This is a genomic window from Nocardia transvalensis NBRC 15921 (assembly GCF_000308875.1).
In the GTDB taxonomy this organism is placed as follows: domain Bacteria; phylum Actinomycetota; class Actinomycetes; order Mycobacteriales; family Mycobacteriaceae; genus Nocardia; species Nocardia transvalensis.
Genome location: NZ_BAGL01000066.1, coordinates 1 through 16,804 on the forward strand (window position 1 = coordinate 1; position 16,804 = coordinate 16,804).

Here is a 16,804-nt window from a genome sequence, read left to right on the forward strand (position 1 = left end):
CCGCGTCGAGCGGACAAGCGCGACAATGTATTCCAGAACATCGTCGTGTACGGCCACCCCCTCCACCGCCGCCCGCATGCCGAGCACGTCGGCGGCCTCGACCACCCGGCGGGCGCGGGGTTCGCGGACCGTGCGGTCCACGCGCTGCCGCAGCAGCGACTTCTCTTCGCCCGCACCGAGATACCCGAGCCGCAGCCGGACCGCGAACCGGTCGAGCTGGGCCTGCGGAAGCGCGTACGTCCCCTCGTGCTCGACGGGATTCTCCGTCGCCAGCACCACGAACGGCGACGGCAGGCGACGCGTGACTCCGTCCACGGTGACCTGTTCCTCGGCCATCGCCTCCAGCAGCGCGGACTGGGTCTTGGGCGGGGTGCGGTTGATCTCGTCCGCGATCACGACGTTGGTGAAGATGGGCCCCGCGCGATACTCGAACTCCCCGGATCCCGCGTTGTACACCGCCGACCCCACCAGATCGGCGGGCAGGAGATCGGGCGTGAACTGGACGCGGGTGACGCCGAGTCCGAGCGCCGTCGCGAAGGACTTCGCCGTCAACGTCTTTCCGAGTCCCGGCAGATCCTCGAGCAGGACGTGCCCCCCGGCCATGATCGTCGCAAGGACGATCGTCAGCACCGGGCGCTTGCCCAGGACGACCCGATCCACCTCGTCGAGCACCCGCTGCGCGGGCGTGCGATCCGCCCTACCGTTCGTGCTCATCGCTGCCGCCCGATCATCCCGACAACCGCGCCGAACCGACCGCGGTCCCCCAGATCGCCATGGACATCGCGAGATTCGCGAGCACGGTGACGATGATCGCCATCCGGATCGCCCGGCCGGCCGCGACGCCGACGCCTTCCGGCCCGCCGGTCGCGAAATAGCCGTAATAGCACTGGATGAAGACGGTCAGCACCACCATCACCACCAGCTTGAGAATCGAGTAGAACACGTCGGTCGGGACCGCGAAGATGTGGAAATAGTGCTCATAGGTGCCGCCGGAGACGTCGCCGATCACCGCGACGGTGAGCTGTGCCGATATGTACGAGACCGCCAGCGCCACAACGTAGAGCGGCACGGCCACCGCCGCACCGGCGATGATCCGGGTGGTGACCAGATAGGGCATGGGGCGGATCGCCAGCGATTCGAGCGCGTCGATCTCCTCCGAGATCCGCATGGCGCCCAGCTGGGCGGTGAACCGGCATCCGGCCTGGACGATGAATGCCTGCGACGCCAGGATGGGGGCGATCTCACGCGTTCCGCCCAGCGCCGTGATCGCACCCGTCACCTGCCCGATTCCCAGCAGATCGAGATTGGAGAACGCCTCGATCCCCACCGTCATGCCGCCGAACGCGCACATGACCAGCATGACCCCGACGGTGCCGCCGCCGGCCACCAATGTGCCGTTCCCCCAGGTGATATCGGCGATGAGCCGGTTCACCTCGCGCGAGTAGTGCCGCAGTGTCAGCGGGATGTCCGCCAGGGCGTGGAGCAGGAAGTAGACCATGTGGCCCGCGCCCGCGAGTCCTCGTTTCGGCGCCTGGGCGGCCCGTCGGGCGGGGCGCAGAGCGGCCGGCCGGTATGTCGTCGCCATCGCCTACCCCAACCGGCTCGGGACTATGGAGTTGTAGATCTGCGAGATGATCACGTTGGCGCCGAACAGGACGAGCGCCGACTGCACCACCGCCGCGTTCACCGCGTTGGCCACCCCGCCCGGACCGCCGCGGGCGTGCAGCCCGTGGTAGCTGGCGATGATCCCCGTGAAGGCGCCGAACAGCGCGGCCTTGACGATCGCGATCAGCAGGTCGTTGGAGTCGGCGAAATCCACGAATGCCTGCAGGAAGGATCCCGCGGTGCCGTTGTCGGCGTAGATGAAGAAGCCGTAGGTCGCCGCGAAGCCGACGAAGATCACGAACCCGCACAGCATGGTGCTGACCAGGGTCGCGGCCAGCAGCCGCGGTCCCACCAGCCGCTCCAGCGGGTCGACGCCCATCGTCCGCATCGCGTCGATCTCCTCGCGGATGGTGCGCGAGCCGAGATCCGCGCAGATGGCGGATCCGACCGCACCGGCGATCATGATCGACGTGACCAGCGGCGCGCCCTGCTTGACCACGCCGATCCCGACCGCGGCGCCCACGAAGGAATCGGCGCCCACCTGCTTGATCACCAGGCTCACCTGCAGCGATACGACTACACCGACCGGAATCGCGACGATCATCGTCGGAATCGCGGAGACGCTCGCCATGAACGAGCACTGCCGGATGAACTCGCTCCAGTGGAACCGGCGGCGCAGCAGCGCCACGATCACGCCGACGATCACCTCCCGGCCCATCGCGATCTGCAGGCCGAAGGTCTCCAGAGCCCGTTTGGGGTGGTCGTCCCAGAACTGCCTGGCCCGGGAGAGCACCGCCTCCCCCGATCCGCGTCGTACCCGACCGGCCTCCGGCGCCTGCCGCAGGGGCACCGCAACGGCCTCATCCCGCGTACTCACACCTAATCACCTACCTTGAGTCGTGAGCCGACTCTCAGTATGTGAGTGGTCGCGCGGTTTGTCCATACGACACAGAGATCTCGGGTGCGCGTTTCGGCGCGAGCAGGGAAGGGGGTTGGCCGACAAGAGAAAACGGCCCCGGAACCAGTGGTTCCGGGGCCGTTCATTTGTAGCGGGGACAGGATTTGAACCTGCGACCTCTGGGTTATGAGCCCAGCGAGCTACCGAGCTGCTCCACCCCGCGTCGGTGAACACAACATTACACACACGTGCCGAGTATGGACAAATCGTGTGGTCAGAGGGTGTTTCCGGGGTGCGGTCGATGATCATCGCAAAGGGGCGAACGGTTGGGGAGCGGCCGAATCGCGGCAATAGTGACGACCGACCGGTTCCATTCCGCGGATGATGGCCGCAATTGCTCACGCACGCGCGCGTTTCCAAAACAAGCCCCGACTAACGTGATCCAGGCCACATTTTTTGTGTGATCCGCCACACATCACGAATGGATAACAGACCGACCAGAATTTGCATTTGCAGCATAGCCGCCCTGCATCAACGTTCTTTTTGCGGTTATGCACATCATGCATACTCGACGTTATCAAGACGTGATCTGCCGAAATCTGTTCGTTATCGTCGTGCTCGGCCCGGATCGACCAGTGAAGGGCTCCAGACCCGAACCGCTGCATGCCGGTAACCCTGCCCCGCGGTTCGAGGGATCCCCGACCTCCTGGGGGCAGGGACACGGCGGAAGATCGCCGCGCCGGTGGGCGCAGGGAGGGACACCACCATGAACAAGAACCGGAAGATCAGCAGTCGCGCCCTCGGCTTCGCCGCCGTCACCGGCGCACTTGTTGCCGTCCCGTTCACCATGACCAGCACCGCCTCGGCCGCCCCAGCGCACGATTGGGACGGCGTCGCCCAGTGCGAGAGCGGCGGCAACTGGGGCATCAACACCGGTAACGGCTACTACGGCGGTCTGCAGTTCTCGCAGAGCACCTGGAATGCCAACGGCGGCAGCGGCAGCCCCGCCAACGCCTCGAAGGCGGAGCAGATCCGTGTCGCGGAGAACGTGCTGGCCACCCAGGGCCAGGGCGCCTGGCCCGTCTGCGGGCAGTACCTGCGCTGGGGCGCCGACGAGGCCGCCCAGCCCGAGCCCGCCCCGCAGGAGGAGGCGCAGGCCGCTCCGGCCCCAGCCCCGTCCGAGCGCCAGGCGCTCATCGACCAGGCCAAGACCACCGGTGGTCAGGTCGCCACCCAGTTCGGTGTCACCGACCAGTACCAGCAGATCCTGCAGCAGCACAACGACTTCATCGAGTCGCTCGCCCGCTGACCCGGCCTCTCCGCCATACCGGAGAAACGGGAACGGCGCCGTCATCATTGGGGATGACGGCGCCGTTCGCGTTCGGAGGTACGCCTAGCCGCCGGACTTGTTGTAGTCGTCGACCGCCCGCTGCAACGTCTCCAGGGCCTGGCCGAGGCGGCCGAGATCGCCCGACTTCTGGGCGTCCTGCACGCCCTTCAGCGCGTCGTTGAGCTCGCGGACCGCGGCATCCTTACCCGCCGATCCCGTCGGCGGAGTCACGGGCGGCTGCGTCGGCGGATTGGCGCCGCTCTGGCCGGACGGCGGATTCACCGCCTGCTGGCCGGGCTGCTGTGTCGCCGCCGAGCCGATGCCCGACTGGACGTCGTCGAGGGCGTCGCCGAGCGTCGCCTGATAGCCGACCTTGTCGCCGGAACTCGCGAGGACCTTGACCAGCTGCGGGAACGACGCGGCATTCGGACCCGCGTTGCGTTCCAGATACCACGGCTCCACATACAGGACCCCGCCGTCGCCGACCGGCAGGGTCAGCAGATTCCCGTATTTGATCTTGTTGGTATTGCCGCCGGTCAGCACGGTGCGGTCACTGGACACCCGCGCGTCGGTCGTCATCGACGTCTGCACCTGTTGCGGGCCGGGTGTCTGCGAATCGGTCGGGAGTCTTCGCACCGTGAATTTGCCGTAATTCTCCGGATCGGAATTGACCTGGATATAGGCGGCGAGGAACTGCCGTTTGTAGCCGACCATCGCACTGGTCAGATTGAATGCCGGCTTCCCCGTCTGTGGATCACCCAGCAGCACGTAGTACGGCGGCTGATGCGCGTTGGTCGGGGTGTCGGAGGTCGGATCGCTGGGCACCGACCAGAACGCGTTCGTGGTGAAGAACTCGCGCGGGTCGTTGACGTGGTAGCGCGACAGGATGTCCCGCTGCACCTTGAACAGATCCTCCGGATAGCGGAAGTGCGCCTGCAACTCCGGCGAGATCGCGCTCTTCGGCTGAACCGCGTTCGGGAACACGCCCTCCCACGCCTTGAGCACCGGATCGTTGGTATCCGTCTCGTAGAGGGTCACCGTGCCGTCGTAGGCGTCGACGGTGGCCTTCACCGAGTTGCGGATGTAGCTGACCTCCTTGCGCGGCAGCATGCGCCCGGTGTTCTGGTCGATCGAATCCTCGACCACGCCGTCCAGCGAGGTGCGCTGGGCATACGGGAAGTTGTCGAGGGTGGTGTAGGCGTCGACGATCCACTGGATGCGGCCGTTGACCACCGCCGGGTAGACGTCGCCGTCGGCGGTCAGCCACGGCGCCACCTGCTGCACCCGGTCGCGCGGGTTGCGGTTGTAGATGATCTTCGAATCCGAGCCGATCGCGCCCGAGAACAGGATGTTGCGCTCGGCGTACTTGGCCGCGAACGCCAGCCGGTTGAACCAGTTGCTGATCGGCACGCCGCCCGAACCCGTGTAGGTGTACTGCGAGGTGCCCGTGTCGTATTCGCGCGGCGGCTGCTCGTTACCGCCCACGATCGCGTAGTCGGCATCGGACTTGGAGATCATCTCGCCGTAGTAGATGCGCGGCTGGTCGACCTTGATGGCCTGCTTGTCCTTGGGCGTGAACAGGTCGCTGACCGTGGACTGGTCACCGACGTTGAACACCGGGTAGCCGTAGCCGCCCGAATTCGTCCCCGCCGAACCCGTCGCGGCCTGCTGGGTCTCCTTGGGCGGAGCGACGTTCACGCGGTTGGCCGGCGCGGCGACGAATCCGTTGCCGTGCGTGTAGACCGTGTGCTTGTTGATCCAGTCGGTCTGGTTACCGGACAGGTTCTGCGGCACCAGTTCCCGCGCGCCCACGATGTAGTCCTGGATGTCGCCGTTGACGGTGTAGCGGTCGATGTCCAGCGGATCGGGGAAGCCGTAGAAGTTCTGCAGCTGCTGGCGCTGGATGAAGGTCTGCGTCAACAGGTTCGGGTCCAGCAGGCGGATGTTCTTGATGGTCTGCTGATCCGCGGGGATCGACGCCGGATCCTTGGTCGGGGTGCCCTTGTAGTCCTGGTATTGGACCTTGTCGTCGGTGAGCCCGTATGCCTGGCGCGTTGCGGCGATATTGCGCTCGATGTAGGCCGACTCCTTGGTCGCCGCGTTCGGCCGCACCTCGAACTGCTCGACGATGAGCGGCCACACCGCGCCGATCAGGATCGACGACAGCACCAGCAGCGCCGCGGCCATCGCCGGAACGCGCAGGTCCTTCAGCACGATGCCGGTGAAGAACGCGATCGCGCAGATGATCGCGATCGACATCAGGATCAGCTTGGCCGGCAGGACCGCGTTGATATCGGTGTACGAGCCGCCGGTGAAGGTGGGCTCCTTGCGCGTGCTCGACAGCAGCGAATACCGGTCGAACCAGTACGCGATCGCCTTGAGCAGCACGAAGGTTCCGGCGATGACGGCCAGCTGGATGCGGGCCGGGCGGGTCAGGGTGCCCTCGCGGCCGGACAGGCGCAGGCCGCCGAAGACGTAGTGCGTCACCAGATTCGCGAAGAATGCGATCACCGCCGCGACGAACAGCCAGTTCAGCAGCATCTTGTAGAACGGCAGATCGAAGGCGTAGAAGCCGACGTCCAGGCCGAACTGCGGATCCTTCATATTGAAGGAGCCGCCGTGCAGGAACATCTGCACCGTCACCCAGCTGGACTGCGCCACCAGGCCCGACAGCAGGCCGACCAGCACGGGGATGCCGATGCCGAACAGCCGCAGCCGGCCCATGACCGTGGTGCGGTAGCGCGCGATCGGATCGTTGGGCCCGGCGACCGGGACGAAGACCGGCCGCGTCCGGTAGGCCGCCAGCAGCGCCAGCCAGATCAGCAGGCCGACGACGACGGCGACCACCAGGAACAACAGGATCCGGGTCAGCAGCACCGTGGTGTACACGCGGCGGAATCCCAGTTCGCCGAACCACAGAAAATTGGTATAGGCGTCGACCAGGCGCGGCCCCACCAGCAGCAGAGCCGCCAGTACTAGGGCGGTCACGAGCAGCACCCGGCTGCGTCGGGACAGCGAAGGTAAACCCGTCGGGGGGCGCATGCCCACGATGCCACTCTCCCAGGTCCGGCGGTGCGCGACTTCCCGGTCGACACACCGCAGTCCGATGTTGCGGAGGTCCCTGCGGACCGTCTCTCGCGCCCCACTCTACGTAAAACGGGTCGAGTTGGATCACGATGCCTCCGGCGCGGGTCGCAACTCGCTACGGGCGAACGCCGGCACCGACAACGGTTCGCGGCCCGGCTCGTGTTTCGGTGGCCGCCGCGCAAGCGACGAAGGAGCAAGCGGCGGTCGCCGAAACACGAGCCACAGGGGCCGCGAACCCACGGCGCCGAAGGCGACGCCATAAGCTCTGCCCGTGACCATCGCGAACCCATCCACCGCCCTGTACCGCTGTATCCGCGAGGTGGCCGAGTACGCCGAGGACGAGGGCTGGGATCGGCCGCCGCAGCTGTTCGCTCTGGTGCCCACGGCGGACCTGGTCGCGGCCGAGCCGACCCTGGAGGATCAGCTCGCCGACGGCGCCGAGCTGACTCCCGTTGCGCAGGAACCGCTTCCGGACGACCTGCGCTCGGATTCGATGGCGCTCGACGAGTTCCTGGCCACCACCAGCTGGCCGCCGGCGGTCGCCGGATGTGTGCTGGTGCAGCAGATCGTGGTGCTGCCGCCGGACGCCGAGCAGACCCTCGACGAGGCGATCGCCCCGCTGATGGCCGACCGCGACGCCGCGGACCGCGCGGGCCGCGACGCCGCCGTCACCCATCCCGGCCGCCGCGACGCGCGGCTGTACGCGGGCGTGCTGCGCGACGGCGTCTCGCTGTGCCTGCTGCAGATCCGCCCCGACGAGGACGAGGACGACCCCTTCGGCGACCTGGACCTGCGCACGGCCCCCAATCTCGCGCCGAATGTCGTCGAGGCCCTGCGTCACACGCTCGAGAACGAGCCCGACTAGGCCGGGCGGTCTCGGCCACGCGCGCTTGACTGTGCCGTAACGGCACACCAGAGACTGACGTTCGAGCCGGTGCGACCGTGCCGGCCGCCCCGGTGTCCGAGGAGTGACTGTCATGGCGTGGAGTACCCGTCAGCTCGCCGACCTCGCCGGCACGAGTCTGCGGACGGTGCGGCACTACCACGACGTCGGCCTGCTCGCCGAGCCCGAACGCTCGTCCAACGGGTACAAGCAGTACGGCGTCCCCCACCTGGTGCGGCTGCTGCGGATCAAGCGGCTCACCGATCTGGGCTTCTCGCTGAACCAGATCGCCGAGATGGGTGACGGCGGCGGCCATCCCGAGGAGGCGCTGCGGGCGCTGGACGCCGACCTGGCCGCGACCATCGAGCGGTTGCAGCGCGTGCGTGTCGAGCTGTCGCTGATCCTGCGCAACTCCTCCCCGACCGACCTGCCCGCGGACCTGGCACAGGCCACCGTCGACGCGGGTCTCAGCGACAACGACCGGTCCTTCGTCCTCGTCATGACGCGGGTGCTCAGCTCCTCGGCCCTCGACGCCTACAAGGAACTGCTGCGATCGCCCGACGCACTGCCCTCGGGTCCCGATTTCGACCGCCTGGCCGCCGACGCCGACGAACGGACCCGGTCCGAGCTGGCCGAACGCCTGCTGCCCGAGATGCGCGCCCTGCTCGCCGACATTCCGGAACTGACCGATACCGCACCGGGTGTGCCCGACGCCGCGCACACCATCCGGACGGCGCTGACCGATCTGTACAACCCGGCTCAGGTCGACGTGATGCAACGCGTCGGCCGAAGGCTCGGGGCGACGACGGGAGAGGATCAGGAATGAGTCCGTGGACGAACCACCGCCTCCGGCGGCGGGGCACGGTGGTCCTGCTCCTGGTGCTGGCGCTGGGCGCGTGCGCCCGGTCGGAACCGTCCGGACCGGAGACCGGCCTGGCGCGTTTCTACGACCAGAAGCTGTCGTTCGGGGCATGCGAGGGGTATGCCACGACCGCGGCGGACACTCGGGCGTTCGCGGGCGATCCGGGGTTCCGGTGCGCCCGCGTCGAGGTACCGCTGGACTACGACAACCCCGGCGGCCGGACCGCGAAGATCGCGCTGCTGAAGGTCCCCGCGCGCGGTGAGCGGATCGGATCGCTGCTGCTCAATCCGGGCGGGCCCGGCGGGCCGGGTATGAGTATGGCCGCGCTCGGGGCGAAGACCCTGGCGAACAGCGCGGTCACCGAGCGCTTCGATCTGATCGGATTCGACCCGCGCGGCGTCGGGGCCTCCACCCCGGCCGTCGACTGCTTCACCGACGCGGACCTGGACCGCGGGAAGGCCGTCAGTTCCGTCACCGTCGGCGACGGGACGTGGACCGAGAAGGACACCCGGGGCCTGGCCGACCGCTGCGCCGCGGGGTCCGGCGGCCCGGATGTGCTGGCGCACCTCGGAACTCGCGACGCGGCACGCGATCTGGATATTCTGCGCGCGGTCCTGAGCGACGAGAAGCTGAGCTATTTCGGCCAGAGTTACGGCACCCGCCTGGGCGCGGTCTACGCCGAGATGTTCCCGCGCAATGTCCGGGCGATGGTGCTCGACGGCGGCATCGATCCGCATACGGGCACCTCGGAGCGCCGCCTGTCGCAGTTCGCGAGCTTCCAGCGGTCCTTCGACACGATGGCCGCCGACTGCGCCACCCGGCCCGGCTGCCCGCTGGGCGCCGATCCGGCGAAGGCGACCGAGACCTTCCAGAACATCGTCCGGCCGCTGATCGACCATCCGGTCCCCGCGGGCGGCGGCCGGGAACTGGACTTCAACGGGGCCTGGGGCTCGGTGGGCGCCGGACTGTACGACGCGACGGCCTGGCCCGCGGTCACCAGGGGGATCGCCGAGGTCGCGGCCGGGCGCGGGGACACCCTTCTCGCGCTGAGCGACGCGTTCGGCGGGCGCGACCCCGACGGCCACTGGAGCAATTTCGGCGAGGCCAACTACGCGATCAACTGCATGGACGAGGACCGCCACACCCCCGAGCAGGAGAGCGATCTCAAGCGCCGGGTCCAGGAGGCGGCCCCCTACACCGACTCCGGTCGCGGCTTCGCGGGCGCGCGGGACGGCTGCGAGGCGTGGCCGGCCCGGCCGACCCTCGGCTACCCCTACGCCACCGGCATTCAGGGCTTGCCGCAGACCCTGACGATCTCCGTCACCGGCGACCCCGCCACCCCCTACCAGGGCGGTCTCAACCTGGCCCAGGCCCTGGGCGGCGCCGCGCTCGCCGTCGAGGGCGAACAGCACACCGTCGCCCTGGCGGGAAAGAGCGCATGCGTGAACGAAGCCGTCGCCGAATACCTTGTCGCGCTGAGGATTCCACCCGCGGGCGCACGCTGCACCCTCTGACCGCAGAACTCCGCGCCGCCCAGCACCCCCGACCGCCGGATTCAGCCCGCTGAGCACCCGCTGCACCCCAGGGGATGGCCGGACTCCGCCACCTCTCACGCGCTGCATCCTCGGCGGCCGAACTCCGCCCAGCACCCGCTGCACCCCGAGACGGCACCCGCACGGCCGGTGTCCGCTGCGGACACCGGCCGTGCGGGTGGGTCAGCCGCAGGTGGGGGCGTCGTCGCGGCCGGCGGTGATGCTGTCGAGGGACTGGACCGCGGTGGTGAGGGTGTCGACCTTGACCAGCTTCAGGCCGTCGGGGATGCGCTGGCGGGCCTCGTTGCAGTTGTCGGCGGGGACGAGGAAGGTCTCGGCGCCGGCCTCGCGCGCGGCGATCATCTTGTACTGGATGCCGCCGATCGGGCCCACCTTGCCGGCCGGATCGATCGTGCCGGTTCCGGCGATGAACTTGCCGCCGTTGAGCTTTCCGGGGCTGAGCTTGTCGATCAGGGCCAGGCTGAACATGAGGCCCGCGGACGGCCCGCCGATATCGGCCAGGTTGAAGGTGACGTCCAGCGGGCCCTGCGGGACCTCCTCCGGCGTCACGCCGAGGTAGCCCTTCGACTTGTCGTCGGGCCGGGCGCCGAGCTTCACCTCGATGGTCTGTTCGGTCCCGTCGCGGCGCACCACGATCGGCAGGACGGTATCGGGCTTGGCCGCCGTCACGGCCTCGACGACCTCCTTGGAGGTGCCGACCGGTTTGCCGGCGACGCTCACCAGCACGTCGCCCTTGCGCAGCACCCCGTTGGCCGGGCCGTCCTCGGCGACGACGCGCAGCTTCACCGTCGTCGGGTACTTCAGGTAGTGCAGCGCGGCCAGTTCGGCGTTGTTCTCGGAATCCTTGAAATCCTGCTGGTTGGACTTGTCGATTTGATCACGCGGCACGCCCGGCGGATAGACCTCCGCGCGCGGCACCAACCCGTAGCGCCCGTCCGCCCAGAGCGCGAACGCCTCGAAGATATTCAGCCCGTCGCGAACGGAGACCGTGGTCATGTTGAGGTTGCCGGACGTCGGATCGACGGGTGCGCCCTGCACGTCGACGACCTGTTTACCTTCGACATCACCCAGCGTATTGAAGGTGGGACCGGGGCCGAGCGCCACGAACGGCACCGTGACGGCACTGCCTACGACACCGAGTACGAGGACGGGGATCAGGGCGGCCAGCAGCGTGAGGATCCGTCGATTCACCCGGCCCACAGTAGCGGCTCGCCCGTGGCCACCCGCGTAACGTTAGGGATATGAGCGACGTGCCATTCGGATTCTCCAACCGTGATGACGATCCCGACCGCGACAAGCGGGGCGATCAGTCCGGTCCCGGCGCGAACAACCCGTTCGGAATCGGGGGTCCGGGTGGGGGCGGATTCGATCCGTCGCAACTCGGGCAGATGCTGACCTCGCTGGGGCAGATGTTCTCCACCATCGGTCAGCCCGGCGAGCAGTCGGGCGGGCCGGTCAACTACGACATCGCCAAGCGGCTGGCCCGCCAGCAGCTGGGCTCGACCGTCGAGCCGGTGTCCGCGAGCACCCAGCGCGCGGTCGCCGACGCGGCCCATCTGGCCGAGCTGTGGCTGGACGCGGTCACCACCCTGCCCGCGGGCGCGACCAAGACGGTCGCGTGGACCCCCAACGACTGGATCGAGGAGACGCTGCCCACGTGGCGGCGGCTGTGCGATCCGGTGGCGCAGCAGGTGTCGGGCATGTGGACGGCGACCCTGCCGGAGGAGGCGAAGGAGTTCGCCGCGCCGATGATCGGCATGCTGGGGCAGATGGGCGGGCTGGCCTTCGGGTCGCAGCTCGGCCAGGCCCTGGGCCAGCTGGCCAAGGAGGTGCTGACCTCCACCGATATCGGCCTGCCGCTGGGCCCGGACGGCACCGCGGCGCTGCTGCCGGCCGCCGTCACCGAGTTCAGCGAGGGTCTGGAGCGTCCGGAGAGCGAGATCCTGGTCTTCCTGGCCGCCCGCGAGGCCGCGCATCAGCGGCTGTTCGCGCACGTGCCGTGGCTGCGCCAGCAGGTGCTGGGCGCGGTCGAGGATTACGCGCGCGGCATCCGGATGGACTTCTCGGCGATCGAGGAGGCCGCGCAGAACATCGATCCGATGTCGCTGACCGATCCGTCCAAGCTGGAGGAGTTGCTCTCCCAGGGCACATTCGAACCGCAGACGACCCCGGAACAGAAGGCCGCGCTGGAGCGGCTGGAGACGCTGCTGGCCCTGATCGAGGGCTGGGTGCAGGTCGTGGTCACCGAGGCCGTCGGCGACCGGCTGCCCGGCGCCGGCGCGCTGGCCGAGACCCTGCGCCGCCGCCGCGCCACCGGCGGCCCCGCCGAGCAGACCTTCGCCACCCTGGTCGGCCTGGAACTGCGTCCCCGCAAGCTGCGCGAGGCCGCCGACCTGTGGCAGCGCCTCACCGCCGACGCCGGCATGCAGTCCCGCGACGCCATCTGGGCCCACCCGGACCTGCTCCCCAGCTCCGAGGACCTGGACAACCCGGCCGGCTTCATCGACACCGTCATCGGCGGCGGCACCAGCGCCTTCGACGACCCCCTCGCCCAACTCGCCGAATTCGAGGCCCGCGAGAAGGAGCGGAAGGAAGGCGGCGAGGCGAAGGACACGGAGAAGCCGGACGACGACTCCGGCGACACCCCCACCTGACCACCGCCGCGCCGCCCCAACCGTTTCCGGCGCACCCCCACCCCACCGTTTCCGGCACACGCCCACCCCACCGTTTCCGGCACACCCCACCCCACCGTTTCCGGCACACCCCACCCCACGGTTTCCGGCACGCTTTTGGCCGGAAACCACGCCGCTCAGTCCCCCTACGACAGCAGCACCTCCGCCAGGCGACGCCACCGCGGCACCGCCGACTCTCCCGGCGCGACGCCGATGACCTGCACCGCGACGTGGTCGGCGCCGGCGGCGACGTGGGCGCGCAGGCGGTCGGCGATGTCGGCGGGCTCACCCCAGAACACCAGGTCGTCGACGAGACGGTCGCTCCCGCCGCCCGAGGTGTCCTGTTCCGAGTAGCCGAGGCGGTGGAACTTGGCGAGGTTGTACGGGGTGGTCAGGTACGGGACGAGGTGGGCGCGCGCGATCTCGCGGGCCCGGTCGGGATCCGTCTCGAACAGCACCGCGTGTTCGACGCCGAGGAAAGTGCCGGGGCCCAGTATCTCTCGCGCCTGGGCGGTGTGGTCCACGGTCACGTGATAGGTGTGCGCCCCGGCCGCGCGGTCGCGGGCCAGCTCCAGCATCCGGGGGCCGTAGGCGGCCAGGATGCGGCGGATCGGGCGCGGGTCGTCCTGCTCCCGCGCGAGCCGGTCCAGATCGTCGAGGTACCGGTTCATGGCGGCCAGCGGCGTGACGCCCGGCAACCCCTGCCCGACGCCCAGGCCGAGGATGTGCCGGTCCGGATACGCGTCCGCCAGCAGCCGCGCGGCCCCGTACGTGGCCAGCGGCTCGCGCGGCGCGAGTTGCGCGATGGCGTTCACCACGGGCAGCCGCTCGGTGACCGACAGTAGGTAGCCGGCATGCGAAAGCGCCTCGCGCCCACCGACTTCCGGAAACCAGAACGCCCCCCAGCCTTGCTCCTCGACCGCGCGGATCGACTCGCGCAGCCCGGCCGCGGGCAGATGTTCGAAGTCGAAGGTGTAGATCCCGAAGGTCCCGATGTCGAGGCCGTCGATGGTGCCCATGGCAGATCTCCCTGTATCGGTCACGCCGCACGTGACGCATCGTCGTATCGAAGAATTACGATACAACAAACATCGCAGATCTTCGATCTGTTCCGGCCCGATGCCCCGCACGCCCACCGAATCCCGGCACGCCCACCACATTTCCGGCACGCTTTTGGCCGGAATCCCTACAACACCCGCCCCAACTCAGCCACCAACTCCGCGATCCGCCCCTCGTCCCGCCGATAGTGGGTCCACTTCCCCACCCGCGTCGACCGCACCAGCCCCGCCCGCTCGAGCTCGGCCATATACGCCGACACCGTCGACTGCGCGAGCCCCACCTTCTCCTGGATATGGCTCACACAGACGCCGACCTCGGTCATATCGACGATGGCGCGCTCCACCGGGAAGTGCCGCTCCGGATCGCGTAGCCAGGCGAGAAGTTGCAGCCGCAGCGGATTCGCCAGCGCGCGCAGGGCCCGGACGAGATCCGGATCGGGCGCGTCCGGAGTCTCTGGCATGCGCCCAGAATACCGTCCGGATACCGACATTTCGAAGGATGTCGATGCGAGGCCGGTCGGCCGCCCGCTCCCCCGGGCCTCGGAATCGAGCCCTGATCAAGGAGATTCGCGCCGGTAGGATGGATGCACACAGCCGCTACGTCGGCTCCACACATCCGGCCGCCCGCACCGAACAGCCCACCCGCCGCACCTGCATACGGAGGCCTTCGTGACCTTTCGCCCCACCACCGACCGACCGGCCACCGTCAGCACCGATCCGATCCGGGACTACCTGCACCGCATCGGCCGCACCGCACTGCTCACCGCCGAGCAGGAGTACGAACTCGGCGAGCGCATGGCGGCGGGCCAGGATGCCGAGCAGCGCCTGGCAGCGGCCGAGGCGGAGGGCACGACACTCACCACGGCCGAGCGCCGCGAACTGACCCGCGCCGTCCGGTCCGGACGCACCGCGAAGAACCACATGATCGAGGCCAATCTGCGGCTGGTGGTCTCGATCGCCAAGCGCTATCCGGCGCCCGCCGGCATGTCGCTGCTGGACCTGGTCCAGGAGGGCACGCTGGGCCTGATCCGGGCGGTGGAGAAGTTCGACCACCGGCGCGGGCTGAAGTTCTCCACCTACGCGACGTGGTGGATCAAGCAGGCCGTCGGCCGCGCGATCGACGACAAGAGCCGCGCGATTCGCCTGCCCGCGCACGTGGCGGAGGTCCTGCACCGGATCACCCGCGCCCAGCGCACCCTCGACCAGCAGCTCGGGCGGCAGGCCACCGATGACGAGCTGGCCGCCGAACTGGACCTGCCCGCCGCCAAGGTGCGCGAGGTGCTGCGTCATGCGCGCGAGCCGATCTCCCTGCACCTACAGGTCGGCGACGACGACACCGAACTCGGCGCGCTGATCGCCGACGAGTCGCCCGATCCGGCCGATACGGTCGCCGCCTCCCTCACCCGGGGCCGGCTCGCCGATGTGCTGGCCACCCTGGCCGAACGCGAGGCGCAGGTACTCGTGCTGCGCTACGGGCTCGACGGCACCGAACCGCGCACCCTCGAACAGGTCGGCCGCCTACTGGGCGTCTCCCGCGAGCGCATCCGCCAGATCGAGGCCAAGAGCATGACCAAACTCCGCAAACCCGCCAGTACACGGGTCCTGGACGGCCTGCTCGGCTGAGGTCGCGTCCCGGACGGCCTGCTCGGCTGAGGTCGCGTCCCGGACGGCCTGCTCGGCTGAGGGTCGGGTCCCGGACGGTCTCCTCGGCTGAGGTCGGGTCCTGGACGGCCTGCTCGGCTGACCGCTCAGGCGAAGCGCGCCTCGGCCGTGGCGTATCCGAAGAGCTTGCGGCCCTTGGCGATTGCCTCGATGCCGATGGTGGCCGTTCGCCGGATCGGGTTCAGCCAGGTGACGCGACCGCGGAATTCGATCGGGACGGGCTCGCCGGTGCCGATCGGCAGGTAGTGCATCTTGGGCGCGTACTGCACGCGGTACTTCGATACGGCCGTCGGATCGCCGAGCCACGACGAGAGGTACCCGGCGGCCAGGCCGAGGCTGAGCATGCCCGGCGTCACGGCGCCCGGTGAGGTCGTGGGCACGCGGTCGTCGGGCCCGAGCCGCCCCAGCGTGCCCACCACGCTGGCGTGATGCATGACGTCCGCGGGGGCGAGCGTGTGGCGCCGGACCGGTAGCTCGAATCCGGCGCTCAGCTCGGAGAACTCGACGACCGGCCGCGGTCCCCGGGTCGCGGCGGCGTCCCGGCGGCGGGCGGGCGCCGATTCGCCGAGGACGGAGAGGCGCGGCCGGTGCCGGGTCGGCACCAGCTCGAGCCCCCGCTCGTACCCGCTCGGCCCGGTGCGGTGCGGCGGGACCCGCTGGGTGTGCACCAGCAGCGTGGACGAGCCGACGGCGACGACCTGCGCGTGGCGATCGCGCAGCGTGGTCACCATCGACACGATGTCGTAGTCGCGATAGTGCCGGAACGACTCGAAGTGGACATCGCATCCCACCCGGTCGCCGGCCAGCAGCGGGCGCGCGAGATCGAGGGACCGGTCGGCGTGCAGGATGCGGCCGATGTGGAAGCCGGGCACCAGCGCCGCCAGCGTCTCCTCCTCGGCCCGCATCCACACCATGGTGGCGAAGGTCGGCGGCGCCACCAGCGCGCCGAATCCGCGGACGGCGGCGGCATCCGCGTCGAGGTGGATGCGATCGCTGTTGCCGACCGCCAGCGCGTACTCGCGGATGTGGTCGGCGTCCACCGCGAAGGTGTTGCGCGACCACAGTCGTTCGTCGGCAGCCACGTGCGGGACGTCGACGGATGCGCTTCCCATAGTGCTCCTTTGCAGCGTATCCGGGGCCGGGCCGTTCGGGGCGAGGTCCATATCACCGAACACCCATTGTTTTCCCGTCGAG

General features: G+C 69.2%; 14 protein-coding genes and 1 tRNA gene. 6 read left to right on the forward strand and 9 right to left on the reverse strand.

The genetic code is table 11. The features are described from left to right. From ON41_RS24395 to ON41_RS24410, 4 genes are all read right to left on the reverse strand, one after another. On the reverse strand, positions 1–714 hold a 714-nt coding region (locus ON41_RS24395; protein WP_040750094.1), incomplete at its 3' end, for an AAA family ATPase. Between the two features lie 13 nt (positions 715–727). Continuing rightward, positions 728–1,585: an ABC transporter permease gene (locus tag ON41_RS24400; protein ID WP_040750095.1), complete on the reverse strand. Its 858-nt coding sequence runs from the start codon at positions 1,583–1,585 to the stop codon at positions 728–730. Positions 1,586–1,588: 3 nt separating this feature from the next. Next, complete coding sequence (locus tag ON41_RS24405; protein ID WP_040750096.1) at positions 1,589–2,398, reverse strand: MlaE family ABC transporter permease; 810 nt, start codon at positions 2,396–2,398, stop codon at positions 1,589–1,591. Positions 2,399–2,652: 254 nt separating this feature from the next. Beyond that, positions 2,653–2,726, reverse strand: a tRNA-Met gene (locus tag ON41_RS24410). Between the two features lie 543 nt (positions 2,727–3,269). Here ON41_RS24410 and ON41_RS24415 point away from each other — a divergent pair. Beyond that, a complete protein-coding gene (locus tag ON41_RS24415) occupies positions 3,270–3,812 on the forward strand; it encodes a transglycosylase family protein (RefSeq protein ID WP_040750097.1) in 543 nt (180 codons plus the stop codon). Positions 3,813–3,896: 84 nt separating this feature from the next. On the opposite strand, the gene ON41_RS24420 is transcribed toward ON41_RS24415, so the two are convergent. Further along, entirely contained in the window at positions 3,897–6,881 is a 2,985-nt protein-coding gene (locus ON41_RS24420) for a UPF0182 family protein (RefSeq protein ID WP_040750098.1), read from the reverse strand. A 310-nt stretch (positions 6,882–7,191) separates the two neighbouring features. Here ON41_RS24420 and ON41_RS24425 point away from each other — a divergent pair, with 310 nt between their 5' ends. The 3 genes from ON41_RS24425 (at position 7,192) to ON41_RS24435 (ending at position 10,179) form a co-directional block, all read left to right on the forward strand. Then, positions 7,192–7,785: a PPA1309 family protein gene (locus tag ON41_RS24425; RefSeq protein WP_040750099.1), complete on the forward strand. Its 594-nt coding sequence runs from the start codon at positions 7,192–7,194 to the stop codon at positions 7,783–7,785. A gap of 112 nt (positions 7,786–7,897) precedes the next feature. Beyond that, complete coding sequence (locus ON41_RS24430) at positions 7,898–8,629, forward strand: helix-turn-helix domain-containing protein (RefSeq protein WP_040750100.1); 732 nt, start codon at positions 7,898–7,900, stop codon at positions 8,627–8,629. Next, positions 8,626–10,179, forward strand: coding sequence for an alpha/beta fold hydrolase (locus ON41_RS24435; protein WP_040750101.1), 1,554 nt, complete (start codon positions 8,626–8,628; stop codon positions 10,177–10,179). The genes ON41_RS24430 and ON41_RS24435 overlap by 4 nt, the downstream gene beginning before the upstream one ends. 201 nt (positions 10,180–10,380) lie before the next feature. Here ON41_RS24435 and ON41_RS24440 read toward each other — a convergent pair whose 3' ends face one another. Continuing rightward, positions 10,381–11,409 (reverse strand): YlbL family protein, encoded by a 1,029-nt coding sequence (locus ON41_RS24440; RefSeq protein WP_184782110.1) that lies wholly within the window; start codon positions 11,407–11,409, stop codon positions 10,381–10,383. Between the two features lie 50 nt (positions 11,410–11,459). Here ON41_RS24440 and ON41_RS24445 point away from each other — a divergent pair, with 50 nt between their 5' ends. Next, a complete protein-coding gene (locus tag ON41_RS24445) occupies positions 11,460–12,872 on the forward strand; it encodes a zinc-dependent metalloprotease (protein ID WP_040750103.1) in 1,413 nt (470 codons plus the stop codon). A gap of 164 nt (positions 12,873–13,036) precedes the next feature. Here the strand turns inward: ON41_RS24445 and ON41_RS24450 are convergent, their stop codons facing one another. Both ON41_RS24450 and ON41_RS24455 read right to left on the reverse strand, forming a co-directional pair. Next, the gene (locus tag ON41_RS24450) at positions 13,037–13,909 is read right to left on the reverse strand and encodes a TIGR03620 family F420-dependent LLM class oxidoreductase (RefSeq protein WP_040750104.1); all 873 of its coding nucleotides are present in this window, start codon (positions 13,907–13,909) and stop codon (positions 13,037–13,039) included. A gap of 167 nt (positions 13,910–14,076) precedes the next feature. Next, on the reverse strand, positions 14,077–14,409 hold the full coding sequence (locus ON41_RS24455; RefSeq protein ID WP_040750105.1) for an ArsR/SmtB family transcription factor: 333 nt from the start codon (positions 14,407–14,409) through the stop codon (positions 14,077–14,079). Between the two features lie 208 nt (positions 14,410–14,617). Here ON41_RS24455 and ON41_RS24460 point away from each other — a divergent pair, with 208 nt between their 5' ends. After that, on the forward strand, positions 14,618–15,571 hold the full coding sequence (locus tag ON41_RS24460; protein ID WP_040750106.1) for a sigma-70 family RNA polymerase sigma factor: 954 nt from the start codon (positions 14,618–14,620) through the stop codon (positions 15,569–15,571). A gap of 125 nt (positions 15,572–15,696) precedes the next feature. Here ON41_RS24460 and ON41_RS24465 read toward each other — a convergent pair whose 3' ends face one another. Next, positions 15,697–16,722, reverse strand: coding sequence for an FAS1-like dehydratase domain-containing protein (locus ON41_RS24465; RefSeq protein ID WP_040750107.1), 1,026 nt, complete (start codon positions 16,720–16,722; stop codon positions 15,697–15,699). Positions 16,723–16,804 lie beyond the last annotated feature (82 nt).

Coding starts and splice junctions, on each gene's coding strand:
- ON41_RS24445 (WP_040750103.1), top strand. CDS start 11,460: ATGAGCGACGTGCCATTCGGATTCTCCAACCGTGATGACGATCCCGAC.
- ON41_RS24465 (WP_040750107.1), bottom strand. CDS start 16,722: ATGGGAAGCGCATCCGTCGACGTCCCGCACGTGGCTGCCGACGAACGA.
- ON41_RS24435 (WP_040750101.1), top strand. CDS start 8,626: ATGAGTCCGTGGACGAACCACCGCCTCCGGCGGCGGGGCACGGTGGTC.
- ON41_RS24430 (WP_040750100.1), top strand. CDS start 7,898: ATGGCGTGGAGTACCCGTCAGCTCGCCGACCTCGCCGGCACGAGTCTG.
- ON41_RS24400 (WP_040750095.1), bottom strand. CDS start 1,585: ATGGCGACGACATACCGGCCGGCCGCTCTGCGCCCCGCCCGACGGGCC.
- ON41_RS24455 (WP_040750105.1), bottom strand. CDS start 14,409: ATGCCAGAGACTCCGGACGCGCCCGATCCGGATCTCGTCCGGGCCCTG.
- ON41_RS24415 (WP_040750097.1), top strand. CDS start 3,270: ATGAACAAGAACCGGAAGATCAGCAGTCGCGCCCTCGGCTTCGCCGCC.
- ON41_RS24450 (WP_040750104.1), bottom strand. CDS start 13,909: ATGGGCACCATCGACGGCCTCGACATCGGGACCTTCGGGATCTACACC.